The 19780-nt window shown below is 69.3% G+C and carries 16 protein-coding genes; 10 read left to right on the top strand and 6 right to left on the bottom strand.

Translation table 11 applies throughout. The features are described from left to right. Positions 1–51: 51 nt before the first annotated feature. On the bottom strand, positions 52–3462 hold the full coding sequence (locus tag P7A99_RS11700) for a TonB-dependent receptor (protein ID WP_277794029.1): 3411 nt from the start codon (positions 3460–3462) through the stop codon (positions 52–54). 472 nt (positions 3463–3934) lie between these two features. Between P7A99_RS11700 and P7A99_RS11695 the strand changes: the two genes are divergently transcribed. From P7A99_RS11695 to P7A99_RS11680, 4 genes are all read left to right on the top strand, one after another. Continuing rightward, positions 3935–4471, top strand: a complete 537-nt coding sequence (locus P7A99_RS11695) for an RNA polymerase sigma factor (RefSeq protein ID WP_277794028.1) — start codon at positions 3935–3937, stop codon at positions 4469–4471. Further along, positions 4468–5493, top strand: a complete 1026-nt coding sequence (locus P7A99_RS11690; RefSeq protein ID WP_277794027.1) for a FecR family protein — start codon at positions 4468–4470, stop codon at positions 5491–5493. The genes P7A99_RS11695 and P7A99_RS11690 overlap by 4 nt, the downstream gene beginning before the upstream one ends. A gap of 90 nt (positions 5494–5583) precedes the next feature. Next, positions 5584–6147, top strand: coding sequence for a helix-turn-helix transcriptional regulator (locus P7A99_RS11685; RefSeq protein WP_277794026.1), 564 nt, complete (start codon positions 5584–5586; stop codon positions 6145–6147). 36 nt (positions 6148–6183) lie between these two features. Then, positions 6184–7047 (top strand): alpha/beta fold hydrolase, encoded by an 864-nt coding sequence (locus tag P7A99_RS11680; protein ID WP_277794025.1) that lies wholly within the window; start codon positions 6184–6186, stop codon positions 7045–7047. A gap of 4 nt (positions 7048–7051) precedes the next feature. Here the strand turns inward: P7A99_RS11680 and P7A99_RS11675 are convergent, their stop codons facing one another. The 3 genes from P7A99_RS11675 to trmFO all read right to left on the bottom strand — a co-directional run bounded on the left by P7A99_RS11675 (position 7052) and on the right by trmFO (position 9676). Then, a complete protein-coding gene (locus tag P7A99_RS11675) occupies positions 7052–7459 on the bottom strand; it encodes a helix-turn-helix domain-containing protein (protein ID WP_277794024.1) in 408 nt (135 codons plus the stop codon). A 7-nt stretch (positions 7460–7466) separates the two neighbouring features. Further along, positions 7467–8171, bottom strand: coding sequence for a hypothetical protein (locus P7A99_RS11670; RefSeq protein WP_277794023.1), 705 nt, complete (start codon positions 8169–8171; stop codon positions 7467–7469). A 116-nt stretch (positions 8172–8287) separates the two neighbouring features. After that, positions 8288–9676 (bottom strand): methylenetetrahydrofolate--tRNA-(uracil(54)-C(5))-methyltransferase (FADH(2)-oxidizing) TrmFO, encoded by a 1389-nt coding sequence (gene trmFO, locus P7A99_RS11665; protein WP_277794022.1) that lies wholly within the window; start codon positions 9674–9676, stop codon positions 8288–8290. 86 nt (positions 9677–9762) lie between these two features. On the opposite strand from trmFO, the gene P7A99_RS11660 reads away from it, so the two are divergent. The 4 genes from P7A99_RS11660 (at position 9763) to P7A99_RS11645 (ending at position 13459) form a co-directional block, all read left to right on the top strand. Next, a complete protein-coding gene (locus P7A99_RS11660; RefSeq protein ID WP_277794021.1) occupies positions 9763–10713 on the top strand; it encodes a hypothetical protein in 951 nt (316 codons plus the stop codon). Between the two features lie 115 nt (positions 10714–10828). Continuing rightward, on the top strand, positions 10829–11608 hold the full coding sequence (locus P7A99_RS11655) for a hypothetical protein (RefSeq protein WP_277794020.1): 780 nt from the start codon (positions 10829–10831) through the stop codon (positions 11606–11608). Between the two features lie 2 nt (positions 11609–11610). Continuing rightward, positions 11611–12468 carry a hypothetical protein gene (locus P7A99_RS11650; RefSeq protein WP_277794019.1) on the top strand — a complete coding sequence of 286 codons (858 nt, stop codon included), beginning with the start codon at positions 11611–11613 and terminating at the stop codon, positions 12466–12468. Between the two features lie 70 nt (positions 12469–12538). Further along, on the top strand, positions 12539–13459 hold the full coding sequence (locus tag P7A99_RS11645; protein ID WP_277794018.1) for a hypothetical protein: 921 nt from the start codon (positions 12539–12541) through the stop codon (positions 13457–13459). Between the two features lie 78 nt (positions 13460–13537). Here P7A99_RS11645 and uvrA read toward each other — a convergent pair whose 3' ends face one another. Further along, positions 13538–16447 (bottom strand): excinuclease ABC subunit UvrA, encoded by a 2910-nt coding sequence (uvrA, locus tag P7A99_RS11640; protein WP_277794017.1) that lies wholly within the window; start codon positions 16445–16447, stop codon positions 13538–13540. A 312-nt stretch (positions 16448–16759) separates the two neighbouring features. Here uvrA and P7A99_RS11635 point away from each other — a divergent pair, with 312 nt between their 5' ends. After that, complete coding sequence (locus P7A99_RS11635; protein ID WP_277794016.1) at positions 16760–17380, top strand: hypothetical protein; 621 nt, start codon at positions 16760–16762, stop codon at positions 17378–17380. 123 nt (positions 17381–17503) lie between these two features. Continuing rightward, complete coding sequence (locus tag P7A99_RS11630) at positions 17504–19084, top strand: ABC-F family ATP-binding cassette domain-containing protein (RefSeq protein ID WP_277794015.1); 1581 nt, start codon at positions 17504–17506, stop codon at positions 19082–19084. 137 nt (positions 19085–19221) lie between these two features. Here the strand turns inward: P7A99_RS11630 and P7A99_RS11625 are convergent, their stop codons facing one another. Continuing rightward, positions 19222–19752: a nucleoside 2-deoxyribosyltransferase domain-containing protein gene (locus P7A99_RS11625; RefSeq protein ID WP_277794014.1), complete on the bottom strand. Its 531-nt coding sequence runs from the start codon at positions 19750–19752 to the stop codon at positions 19222–19224. Between the last annotated feature and the right edge of the window lie 28 nt (positions 19753–19780).

The following is a 19780-nucleotide window of genomic DNA, read 5'->3' as shown; positions in this document are numbered from 1 at the left end:
GACTTAAGGTCCGCGCCGCCAGTCGTTCCGGGGAGAAAGACGCGATCGGCGTCAGTAGACGAAGCGCGCGCCCATGAAGACCGAGCGGCCGGTGGCGGCGTAGCGCGACACGACCGGATCGTCCTGATAGGCCCAGCGCTCTTCTTTCTGGTCCGTCAGGTTGAGGGCTTCCAGCGACAGGGTGATGTTCTTGGTCAGCTTGTAGGTGGCCGAACCGTCGAGGTTGAAGGTCTTCTTGCTGCCCGCGAAATCGTTGACCAGCGGGCTGTCGCAATAGCCCGGGTCGCAGGTGCCGGCGGCGACCGGATAGGTCTGGCTGTAGCCCTTGCGGTAGGACGACGACAGGCGGGCCGAGAACTTCTCGACTTCATAGAAGACCGTGAAGTTGAAGGCGTCCGGCGAGGCGCCCGTGAACGGGGCCTTGGCGGTGATCGGGGCCGCGCCCGTGCGGGCGTTGGCCGGGGTGACGATGTATTCCAGTTCCGACTCCAGGTGAGTGGCGTTGAACTGGACGCCCAGGTTCTTGAAGTACCAGGGCAGGAAGGTCAGGTTCTGCTGGTAGTTGACCTCGACGCCGCGGATGTAGCCGCCCGGCGCGTTGTCGAACTGGCGGATGTCGAAGGTGTTGTCGGCGTCGATATAGGCCAGGGCGTTGACGTTGGTCTGGGCGGCCCGCAGGGCGGCGATGCCCGCGGCGTCCAGGATCTGGCTCAGCGGGGCGTTGTTGATCAGGGTCTGCGGGAAGTTGTTGATCTGCTTGTCGAAGACCGCGACCGACACCAGGGCGCCCGAGGTGAAGTACCACTCGAAGCTCAGGTCGTAGTTGACCGCACGGAACGGGTCGAGCTTCGGGTTGCCGACGGTCATCGTGCCGCCGACCACGGCGCCGGCGCCGGTGGGCACGCTGATCGCCGTCACCGAGGGCGACAGGTTGCCGAGCATCGGGCGGGCCATGACCTTGGCCGCGCCGAAACGGATGTACATGTTGTCGGCCACCTCGTAGGCGGCGTTCAGCGACGGCAGGACGTCGGTGTACTTGTTCTCGCCCGAGATCGGCCGCGAGCCGTTGGTCAGGCCCGAGGATTCCAGCTCGGTGATGGCGTAGCGGGTGCCGATGTTGCCGCGCAGTTCGCGCCCGAACAGTTCGGTGTTGTAGTCGAACTGGACGAAGGCGCCGGTATCCTTTTCCTCGACCGAGTAGCGGTTGGCCGCGCTGCTCAGGTACGACAGGCGCCAGTCGCCCCACTTGTTGACGCAGTTACAGTCGAAGTCGAACAGGCTGACCATCTTCTGCAGGTCGGGCGCCAGGAAGGCGGTGGTGCCGCCGGACGGGACGTCCAGGCCGGTGCCCCAGTTGATGACCTTGCTGACCGAAGCGATGTTGGTGCCGGCTTCCTTCAGGCTGGGGTTCAGGGTCTCGCCGCTCAGACGGCGATACTCGGCGGTGTCGAAGCCGTACTTGCGCTGGCTGACGCCGAACCGGATCGCGTAGTTGTCGTCCAGGTCGTACTTGAAGTCGAAGCGCAGGGTCTCGTAGTCGTTGTTGGTGAAGCGCTGGAAGTGGCGCAGGGCCGAGTAGCCCTTCACGAAGTCCCAGGCCGAGGCCTGGGTGGCGTCGAAGCCCAGGTTCAGCAGCGGCATGTCGCCGCCGCCGCGGGCGTCGTAGACGAGGTAGTCGTCGCCGGCCACGCCCTGGCCCGAGTCCAGGCGGATGAAGTCGGCAAGCAGGCCTTGGGTCTTGTTCTTCGACGACGACTTGCCCCAGACGGCGCTCATCGTGAAGTTGTCGCTGAACTCGTGGTCCAGCTTCAGCGACGACTGGCGGAAGTAGGTCGTGAAGAACGCCGCGTCGGCGGCCGAGCGCAGGTCGACATTGCCCAGCTTCAGATAGTCGGCGTTGGCCCCGGTCGGCGACAGCGCCGCATCGATCAGGCGCACGCTGGGACGGCCGATGAACTTGTCGACCATCGCAGTGCCGTTCGCGCTGGGCACGTAACCCACCGACGAGACGGAGTTGTAGTAGTCGTACGGATCGAGGTTGAACGGGTTGTAGCTGTTGGTCGTGCCGGCGACCAGGCCGCCGCCGTTCAGCTGCTGGCCGCAGTCGATGGCGTCGCGGACTTCGTTGGCGGCCTGCGCGGCGCACGACGCGTAGAACGCCCGCTTCTGGGCGGCAGTGGTGGCCGGGTTCAGCGTGTAGAAGGGGTTGCCGGTGCTGTTGTTGGTGTTGTTGCGGTTCAGGCCGACGGTCTGGACCTGGTAGTTGACCGACGACTGCTGCAGCTCCGAATAGACCCAGTCGTACGAAATGGTCGTGCGGCTGGTCGGGCGCCATTGCAGGGCGCCGGTCAGGCCCAGGCGCTCCTGCTCCAGGTCCTGCTGGTTCAGCGTGGCCAGGGCGGGAATGCGGGTCAGCGGACCGGGCGCGGTGATCGTGCCGGTGCCGGTCAGGCTGGTGGCGTTGGTCGTCGCGCTCGAGGGATTGTTGATCAGGTTGTAGGCGGCCGCGTTCGAGCCCACCAGCATCGAGCAGATCGCCGTGTTGGTGATGTTGATGCCCGGGATCACGCCGCCGTTGCAGGCGGTGCCGGTCGGGGCGGCGAAGCCCTGCCGGCGCGGCGAGGTGGCGGTCGAGTTGGTCGCCAGGAAGGTCGACTGGCGATAGGTGTAGTCCGACTGGCCGGCCTGGCGCTGATAGCTGTCGATGATCTGGTTGCGCTTGTTGTAGGCGACCGAGAACAGCGCGCCGAAGTCGCCCCAGTTGGTTTCCCAGCGATCGGAGACGAGGCCCGCGAAGCGCGGCGAGTGGGTGCCGCCGTTCTTATAGTAGGCGTCCTGCACCGACAGGGCCAGGCGGCGGTCCTTGAAGTTCAGCGGCTTGCCGGTCTCCAGGTCGACCGTGGCGCCGAGCGAGCCTTCGTCGGTCTCGGCCGAGGCGGTCTTCTGCACCTTCAGGGCGCTGAACAGCTCGGAGGCGAAGGTGTTGAAGTCGAACCCGCGCGAGCGGTTGGCGGCGTCGCCGGCGATCGACGGGCCGGCCGTCGACAGGGCTTCCAGGCCGTTCAGGCGAACGCGGGTGAAGTCGCTGCCCAGGCCGCGGACGGTGATGGTGCGGCCTTCGCCGTTCTCACGGTCTACCGACACCCCCGGCAGGCGCTGCAGCGACTCGGCGAGGTTGGCGTCGGGGAAGTCGGCGATGTCCTCGGCGTTGATGGCGTCGACCATCACGTTCGAGCTGCGCTTCAGGCTGAGGGCGCTTTGCAGGGCGGCGCGGTAGCCGGTGACGACGACTTCCTCGACCGCGGTCTCCTCGGTCTGGCCCGAGGCCTGAGCGGCGGGGGCGGCGTCTTGAGCGAAGGCGGTTCCGGCCAGCAGCAGGCTGCCGGCGATGGTCAGGGCGCCGAGCGACGCACGATCGCACAGCACGCGGGCGCGGCTTCGCCGCGAAGTGACTTGCAACATATTCCCTCCCAGTTTCTTCCCGACGGGGAGGCTCTTGAGCGGCCGACCCGTGATCTCGTTTCTTAGTGGTAGCGTTATCCGCCACCGGTGTCATTAAAATAGCTACCGGTGTCATTAAGCCGAATTGACCGAGCGGGATCAAACTAAAAACGGCCGTTCGGTGGCGAAGCCGGCAAATCCGCGGCGCGGCGTAGCGGCAAAGCAACAAAACGCGGGTTTGCGAGCTTGGCGCACGGTATCGAGCGGCGCGACCGCGCCCGGCCAAAGGCGGCCTGGCCGGCCCCCGTGGCGTGGAATCGGTTCGCGCGCCGTAGCCGTTGGGGTGGTTCTCGGCGATGCTGTGCGGCCGCGATCCGCGGTGACGGAATTTCGTTGGGGGCGATGAGGGTTTCGGCGCCGGCTGCGTGTTCTGGGGGAGACCCGCGCCTCGACCGTCCGGCCGAGCGCCGGAACGGCGTGAGTGGAGCGTAAGGTGGCGGCAGCCCATCCGCAGTCGACGGAAGGTCCAAGGGCGGCGGCCGACCCGGCGCGCGCGCTTGCCCTGCAGACGGCCGTGACCGCCTTCTTCCGTCGCCGCCTGGGCGCCGACGCCGAGGTCGAGGACCTGGTGCAGGAAGTGTTCGTGCGGGCCGCCGATCAGCTGGGCCTCGACGACGAGGAGTACGCCCGCGCCTATGTGTTTCGCACCGCCGCCAGCGTCTGGGCCGATCGCCACCGGCGGCGGCTGGCCAGGCGCACCGACCAGCACGTGCCGTTCGATCCCGAGCGCCACGGCGAGACCGACGACGATCCGGCAAGCCGGTTCGACGCCCGGGAGGCCCTGCGCGCGGCCAGCGCCGCCCTGCTGACCCTGCCCGAGCGTACGCGGACGATCTTTGTGCTGCGGCGGATCGAGGGCATGACCGTCCGCGAGATCGCCAGCCGCCTGGGCATTTCAGGCAGCGCCGTCGAGAAACACACGGCCAAGGCGCTGGAACGCCTGCTGGCCCATGCGGGGGACCTGCGATGAGCGCCTATCCCCTGGATGCGGAAGACATGGCCCGCCTGCCGCGCGAAGAGGCGGCGGCGCTGCTGTGGCTGAACGTCGACGAGTCGGATCCGGACCAGGCCGCCGTTCTCGACGCCTGGCTGGATCGGGAGCCCGGCAATCGGGAGGCCTGGCTGCGCGCCCAGGCGATCTGGAGCGGCTTCGACGAGGTCGGCGACGAGGCGACGATGCGGACGCTGCGCCGCCGCGCCAGGAAGGCAGCCGTGCGTCTTCCCTCGCCGCGCTGGATGGCGGCGGCGGCTGTGTTTGTGGTCGCCGTCGGGCTTGGACTGTGGCTGGCCGAGCGTCCCGTCCCGCCATCGCCGCCGCCGGTCCCGCAGGCGATCGCCATGTTCGGCGAGCCCGATCTCGTCGCGACCGGGGCGACGCAGACCTTCGACCTGCCGGACGGCAGCAAGGCCAGCCTCGCGCCGGGCAGCGCCCTCGATCTGGCCTACGATCATGGCGGCCGCGCGATACGGCTGGTGCGGGGGCGGGCGTTCTTCGACGTCGCCCCCGACCGCGAGCGGCCGTTCACGGTCGAGGCCGGCGGGCGCAGGATCACCGCCCTGGGCACGCGCTTCGACGTTCGCCTCGACCAGGGGCCGCTACGGGTGACCCTGGTCGAGGGTCAGGTCTCGGTGGCCCGCACGCCCGACGCCCTCGACGGACCCGGACGGCCCGTGGTGCTGGCCCCGGGTCGGCAGCTGACCGCGGCCCACGGGCGCGACATCGTCGCTCCGGCCGACGAGGCCGAGGCCGCGGCCTGGCGCGAGACCTCGATCACCTTCGAGGACAGGCCGCTGTCGGAGGTGACGGCCGAACTGAACCGCCACAGCGCCGGCAAGCTGGTCGTCGAAGACCCGGAGGTGGCGGCCATGCGGCTGACGGGCCGCTTCCGCACCGGCGATCCGCGACGCTTTCTTCGCACCGTGTCCCAGGTCCTGCCGGTGCGCGGCGAGGCGGCGGGGCCCGGCCGCTACAGGATCGTCCGGGCCGACTGAAGCAATCGAAAGAGCGCCGGTGTGGGTTTTGCCGGCCGCTGCGTGTTCTCCCCCGGGAGCCGGTCGAGCTCCGGTCGAGGGGACGAGGCGATGGAACGGCAGATCGTTCGCGAGCAGGCTTCGGCCAGGGTCGGCGCGCTGCTGGAGGAGATACAGCAGCGGCTGCTCAGCGACGTCGAGGGCGCCCGGCGACTGCTCGACCAGGCGATCCTGGTGTTGCAGGCGCCGCCCCTGGCCGAAGCGGCGCGGAGCGGCGGGCTGGCGCCGTGGCAGGCCCGTCGGGTCGCCAGCTATATAGACGACAACCTCGAGCGCGGCCTGACCGTGGCCGAACTGGCCGCGGCCGCCGGGGTCCGGTCGGGCTATTTCGGCAAGGCCTTCAAGAGCAGCTTCGGCGTCAGTCCCCACGCCATGGTCGTGCAGCGGCGCGTGGCGCGAGCCAAGATCCTGATCGCCCAGGGCGAGGATCCGCTGAAGGACATCGCCCTGGCCTGCGGCTTCTCCGACCAGTCGCACCTGACCAATCGCTTTCACCGCCTGGTGGGGATGACGCCGAACGCCTGGCGGCGCCTGCATGCGGGGGCGCTGGAGTTCGGTGACCGCGACGACGATCACGGCGGCTCCGTCCAACTCCCGCGGCGCGCGCAGGCCTAGGCTGCCGGCGGTTCAACCCTGCCTTCGAGGTCTTTCATGAACGCCGTCGCTTCAGTCCATCGCGCCGTCTCGGCCCCAAACCAGTTCGTCGAGGTTGGCGGCCGCACCCTGGCCTACCGCTCGATCGGCGAGGGCCGGCCGCTGGTGCTGTGCACCCGCTTTCGGGGCAACATGGACGTCTGGGATCCCGCCTTCCTCGACGGCCTGGCCGACGAGGGCTTCCGGGTGATCACCTTCGACTATTCGGGCCTTGGCCTGTCGACCGGCGAGGCGACCTACAATCCCGCCGAGATGGCCCGCGATCCGATCGACCTGATGACCGCCCTCGACATCAGCGACGTCGTGCTTGGCGGCTGGTCGCTGGGCGGCATGGCGGCCCAGGTGGCCTTCGCCGTGGCCGGCGCGCGTATCAGCCACCTGCTGCTGATCGGCACCACCCCGCCCGGGCCGTTGGTCAAGCCGGCCGAGCAGCTGTTCTTCGACACCGCCGTCATCGAGGACTATGCGCTGAAGGAAGAAGAGATCCTGTTCTTCGAGCCGAAGTCACAGGCCAGCCGCAAGGCCGCCGCCGAATCCTCGGCCCGCATCGCCGAACGGACGCAGGGGCGTTCGCCTCCGGTGCCGATCGCGTTTGCCCGCGCCAATATCGGCGCCGGGCCCAAGAACCCGATCTTTCCCGCCGACGCGGTGCTGGAGGTTCTGAAGACCACAGACAAGCCGATCCTGCATCTGGGCGGCGACCACGACATCATCTTCCCGGTCGAGAACTGGTACGCCCTGAACCAGGCGCTGCCGACGCTGCACCTGATCACCTATCCCTCGGCCGGGCACGGCCCCCAGCACCAGTATCCGCGCGCCTCGGCCGAGCACATCGCAAGCTTCGTGCGCTCGACCCGCTAAAGGTTCAGAGGGACGCCTGGCGTCGTTCGCGACGCCAGGCGTTCGGCGGCGCGCCCTCGCGTCGCCTGAAGACGCGCGACAGGTGGGCCTGGTCGCTGAAGCCGCAGCTGGCGGCGATGCCGCACAGCGGCTCGTCGGTGGTCAGCATGATCCGCTTGGCGCGGGCGAGGCGGCGTTCGACGACATACTTCTGCGGCGACAGGCCGAAGGTCGCCTTGAAGGCGCGCGAGAAATAGGACGGGCTGAGGCGCGCGGCGCGGGCCAGATCGACGACGCGGATCGTCGCCTCCAGCCGGCGCTCGACATGGGCCGCTGCGCGGCTGGCCTGCCAGGGCGCGAGGCCGGCTGGCCTTGCGCCCACGAAGGCGCCGGGCGGCGCGAGGCCGCCCGGTTCGGGATCGTAGAAGCACATCCGCCGCTCAGCGGGTGATCTTGCCGGGCAGGCTGAGGTCGCCCGAGGCCACGTCGAAGATGTCGGAGATGCACAGCAGCGGCGCGTGCAGGTTGGCGTTGACCTTCAGCGCCGAGGTGACGCCGTCGAACTTCACGCCCTCGACCGCGCCGATGACGCCGGCCGGCACGCTGACCTCGACGGTGTCGGTGGCCAGGGTGGTGGGATAGGTCGGGCTGTCGATCAGCAGCGGCACGCCGGGCCAGGTGGCCGGCACCTTGGGTTTGGCCCCTTCGGGGATGTCGCGGACCTTCAGCGCGCCCTTGCCGCAGGCGTCGTCGGGAACCAGGACCACCCAGTGCGGGTGCCAGACGTGACGGTTGACCCCGCCATAGGCCGCGTCGTCGAAGTCGGGGTGGAAGGTCACCGCCAAGGCGAGAATGCCCTGGCCGCCCTCGAAACCGACGCTGCCGCTGTCGAGCGAGGTGGGCCACACGTAGCTCCACACCGCGCTGCCGGCGAACTGGCCGACGGCCTTGGGCTTCATCTCGCCGGCCTTGCCGCGCACCTGCACGCGGAAGACGACGTCCGGGCCGACGCTCTTGACCTCGGTGCGGACGATGTCGAAGGACGCCATGATCGCGTCCTTGGTCGGCGAGACCACGTCCTGGGCTAGGGCGGGGGCGGCGAGGAGGGCCGTGGCGGCGACGGCGGCGCTGAACTTGCGGAGCATGGGCGATCTCGCATGAGACGCCGCGCTGTAGTGGCGCGGCCGGGAACGCCAAGGTTCCACGGCCGCGCTTTTCCGCCTTGGATCGGGCGGAGGCCTATTTCTTCAAATCCCGGGGATCAGTTCCCCAGCCAGGCGTCCAGGTCCTTCAGCGCCCGGATGCTCATCAGTCGCTTCTTGGCGCGGCCGCGTTCCTTGAGCGGGATCTTCTTGCCGTCCTCGTCGACCTTTGGGGCCTCGAGCGGCGGCAGCAGGCCGTAGTTGATGTTCATCGGCTGGAAGGAGCCGCCGTCCATGTGCCCGCCGGTGATATGCTCGACGAGAGCGCCCAGGGCGGTGGTCGCGGGCGGGGCCTCCAGCGAACCGCCCTTGCGCTCGGCGGCGGCGAAACGACCGGCCAGCAGGCCGATGGCGGCGCTCTCCACATAGCCCTCGACGCCGGTCACCTGGCCGGCGAAGCGCATGCGCGGCGCGGCCTTCAGGCGCAGGGCCTTGTCCAGCAGCTTGGGCGAGTTGATGAAGGTGTTGCGGTGCAGGCCGCCAAGGCGCGCGAACTGGGCGTTCTCCAGGCCCGGGATCATGCGGAAGGTCTCGGCCTGGACGCCGTGCTTCAGCTTGGTCTGGAAGCCGACCATGTTCCACAGGGTGCCCAGGGCGTTATCCTGGCGCAGCTGGACGATGGCGTAGGACTTCACGGTCGGGTCGCGCGGGTTGGTCAGGCCGACGGGCTTCATCGGACCATGGCGCAGGGTTTCGCGGCCGCGTTCGGCCATCACCTCGATCGGCAGGCAGCCGTCGAAATAGGGGACGTTCTCCCACTCCTTGAACTCGGCCTTGGGGCCGGCCAGCAGGGCGTCGATGAAGGCCTCGTACTGCTCCTTGTTCATGGGGCAGTTGATGTAGGCGGCCGCGTCGCCGCCGGGGCCTTCCTTGTCGTAGCGCGACTGGCGCCAGGCGACGTCCATGTTCACGGACTCAAGGTGGATGATCGGCGCGATGGCGTCGAAGAACGACAGCTGGCCTTCGCCCGACAGGTCGAGCACCGCCTGGGCCAGGGCCGGCGAGGTCAGCGGGCCGGTGGCGACGATGACGTTGTCCCAGTCCTGCGGCGGCAGGCCGGCGATCTCCTCGCGGACGATCGTGACCAGCGAGTGGGCTTCCAGGCGGCGGGTGACCTCCTCGGAGAAACCGTCGCGGTCGACCGCCAGGGCGCCGCCGGCCGGCACCTGGTGCTGGTCGGCCGCCGACATGATGATCGAGTCGCAGCGGCGCATCTCGGCGTGCAGCAAACCGACGGCGTTGAACTGCCAGTCGTCCGAGCGGAACGAGTTGGAACACACCATCTCGGCCAGGCCGTCGGTCTGGTGGGCGTCGGTGGTGACTTTGCCGCTGGCGTCGTCCTTGCGCATCTCGTGCAGGATGACGGGAACGCCGGCCTGGGCGATCTGCCAGGCGGCCTCGGAACCAGCGAGGCCGCCGCCGATCACGTGAATGGGGGAGGTGGTCATGGCGTCCTCATACCTCCGCCCTCGCCAAGACGGAACCGCCGTGTAAGCTCGCGCGCAGCGAGTATGGGGTTCTGGGGGTCTTCAGGGTGGCGAAGAAGTTTTCCGCGGCGTCGGCGGCAGTGTCGGGCTGGGCGCTGATCGGGCGCGAGCCGGTGGCGGTTCTGGTGTGGAGCGGGGTGATCCTGTTCGGGCTGATCCTGCCCCTGGTGCTGCTCTTCCTGCCTATGCTGGACAGCATCCTCCGCCTTATCCAGATCGTCGGCCCGACGACCGACCCGGAGAACCCTGAGGTCATGTCGCGGGCCATGGAGCTGCAGGCCCGCATGGGGCTGGTCAATCTGGCTTCGATGGTGCTGAACGTCCTCGTGCCGGTCGTCATTGTCGCCGCGGTCTTTCGCGCGGTGCTGGCGCCCGAGGACCGGCGGGGCTTCTATCTCCGCATCGGCGCGGCCGAAGGCTGGATGATGCTGATCTATCTGGTGTTCCTGTTCGGCGCCTATTTCGCGATGTTCGTCGCCTTCGTGCCCGCCTTGCTGCTCGGCGGAGTCGGCTACTTCGCCATGGCGGCCGGCGGTGACACAGAGGCTGGCGCGGTGGTCGGCGTCCTCATGGGCTTGCTGGGCCTGCTCGCCGGCTGGGGCGCACTGCTATGGGCCCTGCTGCGGCTTTCGATGGCGCTGCCGATGACCTTCGCCGGGCGCAGCTTCCTGCTGTTCGAATCCTGGGGCCTGACCAGGGGCCAGGCGCCCCGCCTGTTCGGCATGGTGCTGCTGATGGGGTTGACCAGCGCCGTCTTCCAGCTGGTGGTGACGACGATCATGATCGCTGTCGCGGTCTTCGCCGGCATGGGGATTGTCGGTCGTCTGCAGACGGCGCGCTCGGCGGCCGAGGTCCTGCCGCTGCTGTGGCCGTTCCTGGCAGCGGCCGTTCCCGTGGCGGCCGTCGTCCAGGCGGTGATGATCACGGTCGCCGCCGCGCCCTTCGCCCGCGCTTATCAGGGCCTGAAGGGCGTGGAGGAGGTCGAGGCGGCCGTCTGACAGCGGCGCCCGGGCCACGGCGCGGCAAAATCCACGCTGACCGGCGCGCGACTCGTCGTTTGATGACGCCGCGCACGCTAGGATGGCGATGGCTGTTCGAGGGATCTGGAACGACATGGGCGAGGCATCGATCGCGATCGGCGCGACGGCGCGGGCCGGGATCGACGGCGTGGGCCGTCTGACGCCGCGCACCTGGGCGGCGTTGGCCGTGGCCTGCCTGATCGGCTTGTTTGGCCGCTATCTCGGCGCGGCCTGGATCCTGCCGGCCGATTTCGTCGCCGCCGCCCTGGCCTACGGCGCGCTCTATCGCGCCGCCTTCGACGGTCCGGCGGGCCTGGTCGGACTGCGCTGCGGACGCGAGGAGGCGCTGATCGCCGGCGTGCAGCTGCTGCTGGGCCTGGTGTTCCTGGTCGTGGCCGTCGTGCTGCTGGTGCTGGTCGGGGCCGTGGCCTTGGGCGTAGCCCGCGCCGCGGCTCCCGGCTTTGACGCCACTTCCGCCGAGGCCTGGCGGGCGGCGCTGTCAGGACCGCTGGCCGCCTTCGTCACCGCCCTGGCCCCGCTGGCCAGCCTTGCGGTCCTGGCCTGGCTGGCCGCGCGCCTGGCCCTGGCGCCGGCCGCCTCAATCGCCGCCGGACGCCTGCGGGTGCTCAGCGCCTTCGACCTGACCGAGGGACGGGCGGGCCTGCTGGTGGTGCTGGGCCTGATCTTCTATCTGCCCAGCGTGCTGATCGCGGCCAGCGGCAAGGCCGCCTTCGATGGCGTCGGCGCATGGCTGGTGCAGGTGGCGGCCGTCGGTCTCTACTATTTCTGTGTCGCTCCCGCCTGGACGGCGGCCTGCGTCCACGTCTACAGACACGCTCCGAGCTTGGCCGTCGCCCAGCCGTCAGAAGCCTGATCATGATCGCCTTGTCGCCCGTCGCCGCCGCCCTGGAAGGGCCGCGCACCATGCGCCGCCACCCCGTCTCCCTGCTGATCTGGGGCGGGCTCTATCTCGGCTCGCTGATCCTGCTGTCGGTGCTGCTGGTCGCCGTGTTCGGCGACGAGGTGCGGCGCGACCTCGCCCAGACCACCTTCACCGCCGACCCCCGCGAAGTGCTGCAGCTGATCTCTCACCTGGGCGGGGCCATGGCGCTGATCATCCTGCTGGCCGCCGCCATGAGCGCGGTGCTGGCCGGGGCGATCCTGCGGTCGGTCATGCACCCCGAACAGAGCCAGGGCGCTTATCTGCGCCTGGGCGCCGACGAGGTCCGGCTGTTCGTGGTGGCCCTGATCGCCTGGGCCGCGGCGCTGTTCGTCGCCGCCATCCCCAGCGGCGCCCTGACCCTGCTGACGGCCACCGTCGCCGGCGCCGGCGCGCGCGGTCTGTCGGCCTGGATCGCCTTCCTCGGCGGCCTGGCGGTGATCGGCCTGTCGATGTGGGTGGGCGTGCGCCTGTCGCTGCTGTCGCCCCAGACCTTCGCCGAGGGCCGCATCAACGTCCGCGAATCCTGGGTGCTGACCCACGGCCACTTCTGGGGCCTCCTGGGCATGTTCGTGCTGAACCTGCTGATGGCCCTGGGCGCGACCATGGCGATGACGCTGGTCGGCGGCCTGCTGACGGGCGTGATCGCCCTGATCGGCGGCGGCTCCAAGCTGTTCGTGATCCTGGGCCTGCTGGTCAACCTGCTGATCGCGCCGCTGATTGTCACCGTCCAGACGGTGATCCTGACCGCCGGTCCCGCGCGCGCCTATCGCCAGCTGCACCCCGATATTTGATCGGCGGGACCTGTCCCTCGTCATCGAAGCTTGTTACCCGTGGATCCACTAGGGTTTGCAAGGGGCTAAGATGAAGACCTTCTCGGCGACGGACGCGGCCATTTCCGGCTTCGGTCTCGTGCGCGAGCATCCGAAGGCCGTGGGGGTCTGGGTGCTGATCTCGACGATCGTGTCGGCCGTCGTGGCGTTGATCACCGTGGGGCTGTTCGGGCCCCAGCTGGAGGCGTTCGCCAACCTCAGCCAGAACAGCGCCTCGCCCGATCCGGCCGAGACCCTGCGGCTGATGAGCGGCCTGGCCCCGGCGATGTTCTGTTCGCTGATCTACAGCATCGCCTTCTATTCGGTGCTGATGGCGGCGATCTATCGCGCGACCCTGCGCCCGGCCGACAGCCGCCAGGCCTATCTGCGCTTCGGCGCCGATGAACTGCGCCAGGCCGGGGTGTCGATCCTGCTGGTGCTGCTGTTCTTCGCGGCCTATCTCGGCATCGTGCTGCTGCTGGCGATCCTGATCGGTGTGCTGTCGGCTATTTCCAAGCCCCTCGGCGGCCTGGCCGCCGTGCTGCTGGTGCCGGCGGGCCTGGGCGCGCTGCTGTACTTCGCCGTCCGCCTGTCGCTGGCCAACGTGCTGACCTTCGCCAAGGGCAAGATCGACATCTTCGGCTCCATGGCCCTGACCAAGGGCCGCTTCTGGCCGATGTTCGGCGCCTATCTCGTGGCGACGATCCTGGCCGTCGTGGTCTATCTGCTGCTGTTCCTGATCGTGACCCTGCTGGGCGGCGCGCTGAGCGGCTTCAACATGGAGACCCTGAGCGATCTGATGCAGTCGCAGACCACGTCTCTGGAAAGCCTGATGACGCCGACCGGCATTCTCAGCCTGGCCGTCGGCGGCCTGATCGCGGTGCTGACCAGCGTGACGATCTATACGCCCTCGGCGATGATCTATCGCGAGATCGGCGCCGATCCGACGACCGAGAGCGACTACTTCGCCTGACCGGCGACATGCAGGGCGCAACAAAAGAGGCCGGCGGAGCGATCCGCCGGCCTTTCTCGTTTCCGGGCTAGGCTGTGATCAGGCCCGTTTGGTCTTCTTCAAGTCGGCCACGCGCGCCAACCGGCGCTCCTCGTGCTTGGCCAGCAGTTCCTTGAGGTACTTGCCGGTCCAACTGGCCTCGACCTTGGCCACGTCCTGGGGCGAGCCCACGGCGACGATCTGGCCGCCGCCGTCGCCGCCCTCCGGGCCGAAGTCCAGCAGCCAGTCGGCGGTCTTGATGACATCGAGATTGTGCTCGATCACCACCACCGTGTTGCCCTGGTCGGCCAGCTCGTGCAGCACCTCGAGCAGCTTCTTGGTGTCCTCGAAGTGCAGGCCCGTGGTGGGCTCGTCGAGGATGTAGAGCGTGCGGCCGGTGGCCCGGCGCGACAGTTCCTTGGACAGCTTCACCCGCTGGGCCTCGCCGCCCGACAGCGTCGTCGCCTGCTGGCCCACCTTGATGTAGCTGAGGCCCACGCGCTTGAGGGTCTCCATCTTGTCGCGGATCGGCGGCACGGCCTTGAAGAAGTCGGCGGCCTCTTCCACCGTCATGTCCAGCACGTCGGCGATGGTCTTGCCCTTGAACAGCACGTCCAGGGTCTCGCGATTGTAGCGCTTGCCCTTGCAGATGTCGCAGGTGACGTAGACGTCGGGCAGGAAGTGCATCTCGATCTTGATGACGCCGTCGCCCTGGCAGGCCTCGCAGCGGCCGCCCTTGACGTTGAAGCTGAACCGGCCGGGTCCGTAGCCGCGCGCCTTGCTCTCCGGCAGTTGGGCGAACCAGTCGCGGATCGGGCCGAAGGCGCCGGTATAGGTGGCCGGGTTCGAGCGCGGGGTGCGGCCGATCGGCGACTGGTCGATGTCGATGACCTTGTCGAAGTTCTCCAGGCCCTCGATCCGCTCGTGCGCCGCCGGGGCGTCGCTGGCGTTGTTCAGGCGGCGCGCGGCGGCCTTGTAGAGGGTCTCGATCGTGAAGGTCGACTTGCCGCCGCCCGAGACGCCGGTGATGCAGGTGAAGGTGCCCACGGGGATTTCCCCGGTCACGTCCTTCAGGTTGTTGCCCTTGGCCCCGATGACCTTGAGCGTCTTCTTCTTGTTGATCGGGCGGCGCTCTTCGGGGACGGCGATCTCGCGCTCGCCGGTCAGGTACTGGCCGGTGACGCTGGCCGGGTTGGCCATGATCTGGTCGGGCGTGCCCTGGGCGACGATCTCGCCGCCATGGACGCCGGCGGCCGGGCCCATGTCGATCACGTAGTCGGCGGTGAGGATGGCCTCCTCGTCGTGCTCGACGACGAGCACCGAGTTGCCCAGGTCCCGCAGGCCCTGCAGCGATTGCAGCAGGCGGGTGTTGTCGCGCTGGTGCAGGCCGATCGAGGGCTCGTCGAGCACGTAGAGCACGCCGGTCAGGCCGCTGCCGATCTGGCTGGCCAGGCGGATGCGCTGGCTCTCGCCGCCCGACAGAGTGCCCGAGCCGCGCGACAGGTTGAGATAGTCGAGGCCGACGTCGACCAGGAACCGCAGGCGATCGTTGATCTCCTTCAGGATCCGCCGGGCGATCTCCAGCTGCTTGTCGCTGAGGTGGCCTTCCAGGGCGCTGAACCAGTCGCGGGCCGGACGGATGGCCAGGTTCGAGACGGCGGCGATGTCGAGACCGTGCACCTTCACGGCCAGGGCTTCGGGCTTCAGGCGCTTGCCACCGCAGGCCTCGCAGGGGGTGTCGGACTGGTAGCGGCCGAGCTCTTCACGGACCCACGAAGAGTCCGTCTCGCGCCAGCGGCGTTCCAGGTTCGGCAGCACGCCCTCGAAGGGCTTGTCGACCTCGTACTTGCGGGCGTTGTCGTCGTAGGTGAACTTGATCTTCTCGCCCTTGGAGCCGTTCAGCACCACGGTCCGGGCCTTTTCCGGCAGCTTGTACCAGGGCTCGTCCATCGAGAAGCCGTAGTGGCGCGCCAGGGCCTGCAGGGTCTGGGTGTAGAGCGGCGAAGGTCCCTTCGCCCAAGGGGCGACCGCGCCCTTGTGCAGGCTCTTGTCCTTGTCCGGTATGATCAGGTCGGCGTCGAAGGCCAGCTTCGCGCCCAGGCCGTCGCAGGTGGGGCAGGCGCCCGCCGGATTGTTGAACGAAAAGAGGCGCGGCTCGATCTCGGCGATGGTGAAGCCGCTGACCGGGCAGGCGAAGCGTTCGGAGAACAGAAGGCGCTTGGGCTCCTTCTCACCTTCCTCGATGGTCGCCCATTCGGCCACCGCCAGGCCGTCGGCCAGGCGCAGGGCCTGCTCCAGGGAGTCAGCCAGGCGCTGCTCCATGCCGGCCTTGGTCACCACGCGGTCCACGACCACGTCGATGTCGTGCTTGAACTTCTTGTCGAGGGCCGGAGCGTCCTCGATCGGATAGTATTCGCCGTCGATCTTCAGCCGCTGGAAGCCGGCCTTCTGCCACTCAGCGATCTCCTTCCTGTACTCGCCCTTGCGGTCGCGAACGACGGGGGCCAGCAGGTAGAGGCGCGTGCCTTCGGGCAGGACGGTGATCTTGTCGACCATCTGGCTGATGGTCTGGCTCTCGATCGGCAGGCCGGTGGCCGGCGAGTACGGCACGCCCACCCGCGCCCACAGCAGGCGCATGTAGTCGTGGATCTCGGTCACCGTGCCGACGGTCGAACGCGGGTTGCGCGAGGTGGTCTTCTGCTCGATCGAGATGGCGGGCGACAGGCCCTCGATCAAATCCACGTCCGGCTTGCTCATCAGTTCCAGGAACTGGCGGGCATAGGCCGACAGGCTCTCGACATAGCGGCGCTGGCCCTCGGCATAGATGGTGTCGAAGGCCAGCGAGCTCTTGCCCGAGCCCGACAGGCCGGTCAGCACGACCAGCTCGCCGCGCGGAATGTCGACGTTGACGTCCTTGAGATTGTGCTCGCGGGCGCCGCGGACGCGGATGAAGTTCAGTTGCTCGGCCATGGTGTCCGGAACGCTCGAAGGTCGGATTGGGAGCCGCGTGGGGAGCGCGGCGCAGCGGCTATATGTAGGGTTCTGGCGCGGCATTAACACAAGAACAAGATGCGAACAAACGCCGCAGCCATCCTGCTGCCAATCCTGCTGACACCAGATGTCAGCAGATGGGGTCGCGAAGGGCGCAAAGCGGGCGCCGCGCGGTCGAATTTCGGACGCCATCGAAGCGTGACTGTTGGGCGTCGGACAATCTTCGGTGGCGGGGCGATGGGGCGGGGGCGGACAGGCGCTGGACGATGGGCGATCGCCGTCCCGGCGGGTGTGGCGGCGAACCTGCTGCTGATCGGCCTGCTGTCGCTGGTCGAGCGGGAGACGCCGCTGTCCGAGATCCCGCCCATGCTGTTCGAGATCGACAGGCTGGAGGACGAGCCGCTTCCGGCCGAGAAGCGCGCGTCGGCCAAGGCGGCGTCATCTGCTGCCCGCTCGCACAAGGCGTCTTCGCGACCGGCCGCGCAGTCTGGAGCGATCGCCGCGTCCGGTGAAGGCGAGGCCGCTCCGACGGCCGGGCCAGACGCTCCGGCCATCGACCCGGCGTGGAAGGTCGACCCCAAGGCCGTCGACCGCTGGAAGCTGACAGAAGGCAACCCGAAGTTCCGCTGGGGCCGCTATCAACGCGCCTGCCAGGGCCTCTCCAGCGAGCACCTGACCGACGAGGAGAAGGACAGATGCTGGGGCGGCTTCGCGGCCAAGGCGCCGCCGACGGAGCTGGGGCCGTCGGGGCGGCGCGGTCCGCGCCCGCCTTCGCGCTTCGACGCCCAGGCCCGCCAGCAGGAGCGCTGCCGGGGCTACCGCGGTTCGATCACGCCGGGATCGAAGTCCGGCTCGGTGCTCGGCTTCGGCGGCGTCGCCGATCCGCCCCGCCTGCGCGACGGCGGCTGCTGAGGCGCCGCTTGCCCAGCGGCGTCTCAACCTCTACATCCGCTGCTCCACCCCTGATGGAGGCCGCCATGATCAGCCAGACGGAAGACCGCTTCGTCCTTCCCGTTTCCCTGCTCGTGGTTTCCCATGCCTGTCTTCATCACTCTGGATTCCGTTTCCGCCGCCGCGCCTGACGGCCGCGTTCTCTTCGAAAACCTGAACCTGTCGGTTGGCGCCGAGCGCGTCGGCCTGGTCGGTCGCAACGGCGCGGGCAAGTCGACCCTGCTGGCGCTGATCGCCGGCGTGCGTGCGCCCTTGGTCGGAACCGTCGCCCGCTCGGGGACGATCGGCGTGCTCGACCAGACGCCGGACCTGGCGCCGGACGCGATCCTGGCCGACCGCCTGGGCGTGGGCGAAGCCTGGCGGCGGCTGTCGCGCATCGAGGCGGGGCAGGGCGAAGACGCCGACTTCGCCGAAGCCGACTGGACCCTGCCGTCGCGGCTGGATGAGGCTTTGGCGCAGGTCGGGCTCGGCGGCCTGGATCCCGACCGCCCGGCGAGCGCGCTCAGCGGCGGCCAGCAGACCCGCGCGGGCCTGGCCGCCCTGCTGCTGGCCGCGCCGGACCTGATCCTGCTGGACGAGCCGACCAACCACCTCGACGCCCAGGCCCGCGATCTGGTGGCGCAGGTGCTAGAGCGCTGGAAGGGCGGGGCGATCGTCGCCAGCCACGACCGTTCCTTGCTTCGCGGCATGGACCGCATCGTCGAGATCACCAGCCTGGGCGCGGCCAGCTATGGCGGCGGCTACGACCTCTATGCCGAGCGCAAGGCGGCCGAGGTCGAGGCCGCCGGCCGGGCCCTGGAGAGCGCCGAGCGCGACGAGCGCCGCGCCGCCCGCGAGGCCCAGGCCGCCATCGAGCGCAAGGCCCGCCGCGACGCCGCCGGCAAGCGTTTCGCCGCCAGGGGATCCGAACCCAAGATCCTGCTCGGCGCCCGGGCCGAGCGGGCCGAGAACACCGGCGGCAAGGAGCGCCGCCTGGCCGAGCGCCTGCAGACCAGCGCCCGCGAGGCGGTGGAGACGGCGCAGGCCCGCGTCGAGCGCGCCCGGACCCTGGGCTTTGACCTGCCGCCCACCGGCCTGCCGGCGGGCCGGCTGGTGCTGGCCATGGAGGACGTGGCCTTTGCCTGGCCTGGCCGTCCGCCGGTGCTGGACGACGTCTCGCTACGCATCGCCGGTCCCGAGCGGGTGGCCGTGCGCGGTCCGAACGGCGCGGGCAAGTCGACCCTTCTGAACCTGGCCGCCGGGGTGCTGGCGCCGACGGCGGGCACGGTGACGCGCGGTGTCCCGGCGGTGATGCTCGACCAGTCGCTGGCGATCCTGCGCGACGACGAGACGCTATTGCAGGCCTTTCTGCGCCTCCACCCGAGCGCCGATCGCAACCTGGCCCAGGCCGCCCTGGCCCGCTTCCTGTTCCGCAACAGCGCCGCCGACCGGCTGGCCGGCGCCTTGAGCGGCGGCGAGCGCCTGCGCGCGGCTCTCGCCTGCGTTCTGGCCGGCCCGACCCCGCCGCAGCTCTTGATCCTCGACGAGCCGACCAACCACCTGGACCTCGACTCGGTGGCGGCCGTGGAGGTGGCGCTCGCCGGCTACGACGGCGCGCTGCTGGTCGTCAGCCACGACGAGGATTTCCTGGACGGGATCGGCGTGGAGCGGGCGGTGGGGCTCTAAGATCCTCCCCCCCGAAGGGGGAGGTGGCCCGGAGGGCCGGAGGGGGAAGTCGCTGCTGACGTTGGGGCGGTCTCTGGCTCACAGGCCACATCCCCCTCCGTCGGCTTCGCCGACACCTCCCCCTTCAGGGGGAGGGTCTATCGGGCGACCCGCGCCTTAACCTCGGCGATCAGCGCGTCCAGCGTCTCCACCTGCTTGACCCCGTACCGCTCGGCGGTGATGTCGACATTGCCCTTGCGCCAGAAGCCTTCGGGGCACAGCACGACCAGCTTACCCGTCCGCGCGTGCAGGCCCATTTCCAGCAGGCTGATCGGGGCCTGCGAGCCGGGCGTCAGGTAGAGCACGATGACGTCGGCGCTCTCCAGCGCGGCCAGTTCCCATTCCACCTGGCGGCGGAACTCCGGCTCCTGGGCGACCGGCTTCCAGGCCGGGTTCCAGTCGGGGCGGCGCGGATTGAGGATCACCACGTCCTGGTCGGAGAGGGCGGCGATGATCTGGGCCTGCCAATCGACGGCCTTGCCCATGTCGATGCTGCCGCCCAGGAACACGCGCGGCTTGTCGTGCGCGGCGGGCAGGGCCTCGGGCGAGGTCACGACGGTCGGGGCGGCCAGGGCGGCGGTCGCCGTGGACAGGGCGATGGCGGCGGTGAGAAGGGCGGCGCGGATCATGACGCGGTTCTACGCCGGACGCGCGACG

It is taken from the genome of Caulobacter endophyticus, from assembly GCF_029543245.1.
GTDB lineage: Bacteria > Pseudomonadota > Alphaproteobacteria > Caulobacterales > Caulobacteraceae > Caulobacter > Caulobacter endophyticus_A.
Note: the sequence above shows the minus strand (reverse complement) of the source record. Positions and strands in the feature narration are given on the sequence as shown.

Excerpts from the sequence above, each read along its gene's own strand:
- P7A99_RS11700 (WP_277794029.1), bottom strand. The coding sequence starts at position 3,462 with ATGTTGCAAGTCACTTCGCGGCGAAGCCGCGCCCGCGTGCTGTGCGAT.
- P7A99_RS11690 (WP_277794027.1), top strand. The coding sequence starts at position 4,468 with ATGAGCGCCTATCCCCTGGATGCGGAAGACATGGCCCGCCTGCCGCGC.
- P7A99_RS11685 (WP_277794026.1), top strand. The coding sequence starts at position 5,584 with ATGGAACGGCAGATCGTTCGCGAGCAGGCTTCGGCCAGGGTCGGCGCG.
- P7A99_RS11680 (WP_277794025.1), top strand. The coding sequence starts at position 6,184 with ATGAACGCCGTCGCTTCAGTCCATCGCGCCGTCTCGGCCCCAAACCAG.
- P7A99_RS11675 (WP_277794024.1), bottom strand. The coding sequence starts at position 7,459 with ATGTGCTTCTACGATCCCGAACCGGGCGGCCTCGCGCCGCCCGGCGCC.
- P7A99_RS11670 (WP_277794023.1), bottom strand. The coding sequence starts at position 8,171 with ATGCTCCGCAAGTTCAGCGCCGCCGTCGCCGCCACGGCCCTCCTCGCC.
- trmFO (WP_277794022.1), bottom strand. The coding sequence starts at position 9,676 with ATGACCACCTCCCCCATTCACGTGATCGGCGGCGGCCTCGCTGGTTCC.
- P7A99_RS11655 (WP_277794020.1), top strand. The coding sequence starts at position 10,829 with ATGGGCGAGGCATCGATCGCGATCGGCGCGACGGCGCGGGCCGGGATC.
- P7A99_RS11650 (WP_277794019.1), top strand. The coding sequence starts at position 11,611 with ATGATCGCCTTGTCGCCCGTCGCCGCCGCCCTGGAAGGGCCGCGCACC.
- P7A99_RS11645 (WP_277794018.1), top strand. The coding sequence starts at position 12,539 with ATGAAGACCTTCTCGGCGACGGACGCGGCCATTTCCGGCTTCGGTCTC.
- uvrA (WP_277794017.1), bottom strand. The coding sequence starts at position 16,447 with ATGGCCGAGCAACTGAACTTCATCCGCGTCCGCGGCGCCCGCGAGCAC.
- P7A99_RS11630 (WP_277794015.1), top strand. The coding sequence starts at position 17,504 with ATGCCTGTCTTCATCACTCTGGATTCCGTTTCCGCCGCCGCGCCTGAC.
- P7A99_RS11625 (WP_277794014.1), bottom strand. The coding sequence starts at position 19,752 with ATGATCCGCGCCGCCCTTCTCACCGCCGCCATCGCCCTGTCCACGGCG.